The sequence below is a fragment of the Citreicoccus inhibens genome (genome assembly GCF_019039035.1).
Classification (GTDB): domain Bacteria; phylum Myxococcota; class Myxococcia; order Myxococcales; family Myxococcaceae; genus Citreicoccus; species Citreicoccus inhibens.
Map to the genome: position 1 here is coordinate 1 of NZ_JAHNZT010000115.1, position 1,403 is coordinate 1,403.

The 1,403-nt window shown below is 66.1% G+C and carries 1 protein-coding gene; it reads left to right on the forward strand.

What is annotated here, in order from left to right; all coding sequences use genetic code 11:
* Window positions 1-40: 40 nt before the first annotated feature.
* On the forward strand, window positions 41-1,403 hold a 1,363-nt coding region (locus tag KRR26_RS36485; RefSeq protein ID WP_456237611.1), incomplete at its 3' end, for a condensation domain-containing protein.

Consider the following 1,403-nt stretch of genomic DNA (forward strand, 5'->3'; position numbering starts at 1 on the left):
GAGGGAGGACGGGGCGGAGGGGAAGAGGCTGGTGGGGTACGTGACGCTGGAGGAGGGGGCGGGGGTTGGCGTGGAGGAGTGGAGGGAGGGGCTGAGGAGGAAGTTGCCGGAGTACATGGTGCCGACAGCGTGGGTGGTGCTGGAGGCGCTGCCGGTGACGGCGAATGGGAAGGTGGACCGGAGGGCGTTGCCTGCGCCGGAGCTGAAGGTGGCGGAGGAGGAGTGGGAGGGGGCGAGGACGGAGGAGGAGAAGAGACTCACGCGCCTCTTCGAGGAGGTGCTGAACGTCGAGCGAGTGGGGGTGAGGGGAGACTTCTTCGAGCTGGGAGGGCACTCCCTGCTGGCGACGCAGTTGGTGTCGCGGGTGAGGGAAGAGTTCCAAGTGGAGTTGCCACTGAGGGACATCTTCGAGGCGCCGACGGTGGAGGCCTTGGCGGAGCGGTTGAGCCGAGGAGCGAAGGGGAAGCCGAAGCAACCCGAACTCAGACGAGTGGAGCGGACGGGAGGGCTGCCGCTGTCATTCGCGCAGCAGCGGTTGTGGTTCCTGGACCAGTTGGAGCCGGGGAGCGCGTTCTACAACGTGCCGGTGGCGGTGCGACTGAGCGGGGCGCTGGACGTCGAAGCATTGGAGCGCAGCTTTCACGCGCTCGTGCAGCGACACGAAACCCTCCGCACGACCTTCCGCGAGCAATCCGGATCGCCGACGCAAGTCATTCATGAGGTCTGCGCGCAGCACTTCGCGACCATTGACCTCCGGGCACTTCCCGAGGAGCAGCGAGCTGCGGAGTTCGATCGAATCCTGAAGAGCGAAGCCCAAGGGCCGTTCGACCTGGCGCGAGGTCCGCTGCTGCGGACGACGTTGGTGCGGCTGGCGGAGCAGGAGCACGTGTTGGTGCTGGTGATGCACCACATCGTGTCGGACGGCTGGTCCATGGGCATTCTCATGCGTGAGATGGCGCAGCTGTATGCCGCGTTCATCCAGACGCGCGTCCCTGTCCTTCCCGAGTTGCCGGTGCAGTACGCGGACTACGCGGTGTGGCAGCGCGGCTGGCTCCAGGGAAGCGCACTGGAATCGCAACTGAATTACTGGAAGCAGCAGCTCGCGGGTGCGCCTCGGGCATTGGAGTTACTGACGGATCGGCCGCGTCCCGCGGTGCAGACGTTCCGTGGCGCGACCTGTGCGATCTCCTGGTCGCGGAACCTGTGGGAGGGCGTCCAGTCGCTGGCGCAGCGCGAGGGGGCAACGCCGTACATGGTGTTGCTGACCGCGTATCAAGTGGTGCTGGCGAGGAACGCGGGCCAGGAAGAAGTGTGCGTGGGTTCGCCGATCGCGAACCGGACGAGAGGAGAGACAGAGGGGCTGCTGGGCTTCTTCGTGAACACGGTGGTGATGAGGACGCAGG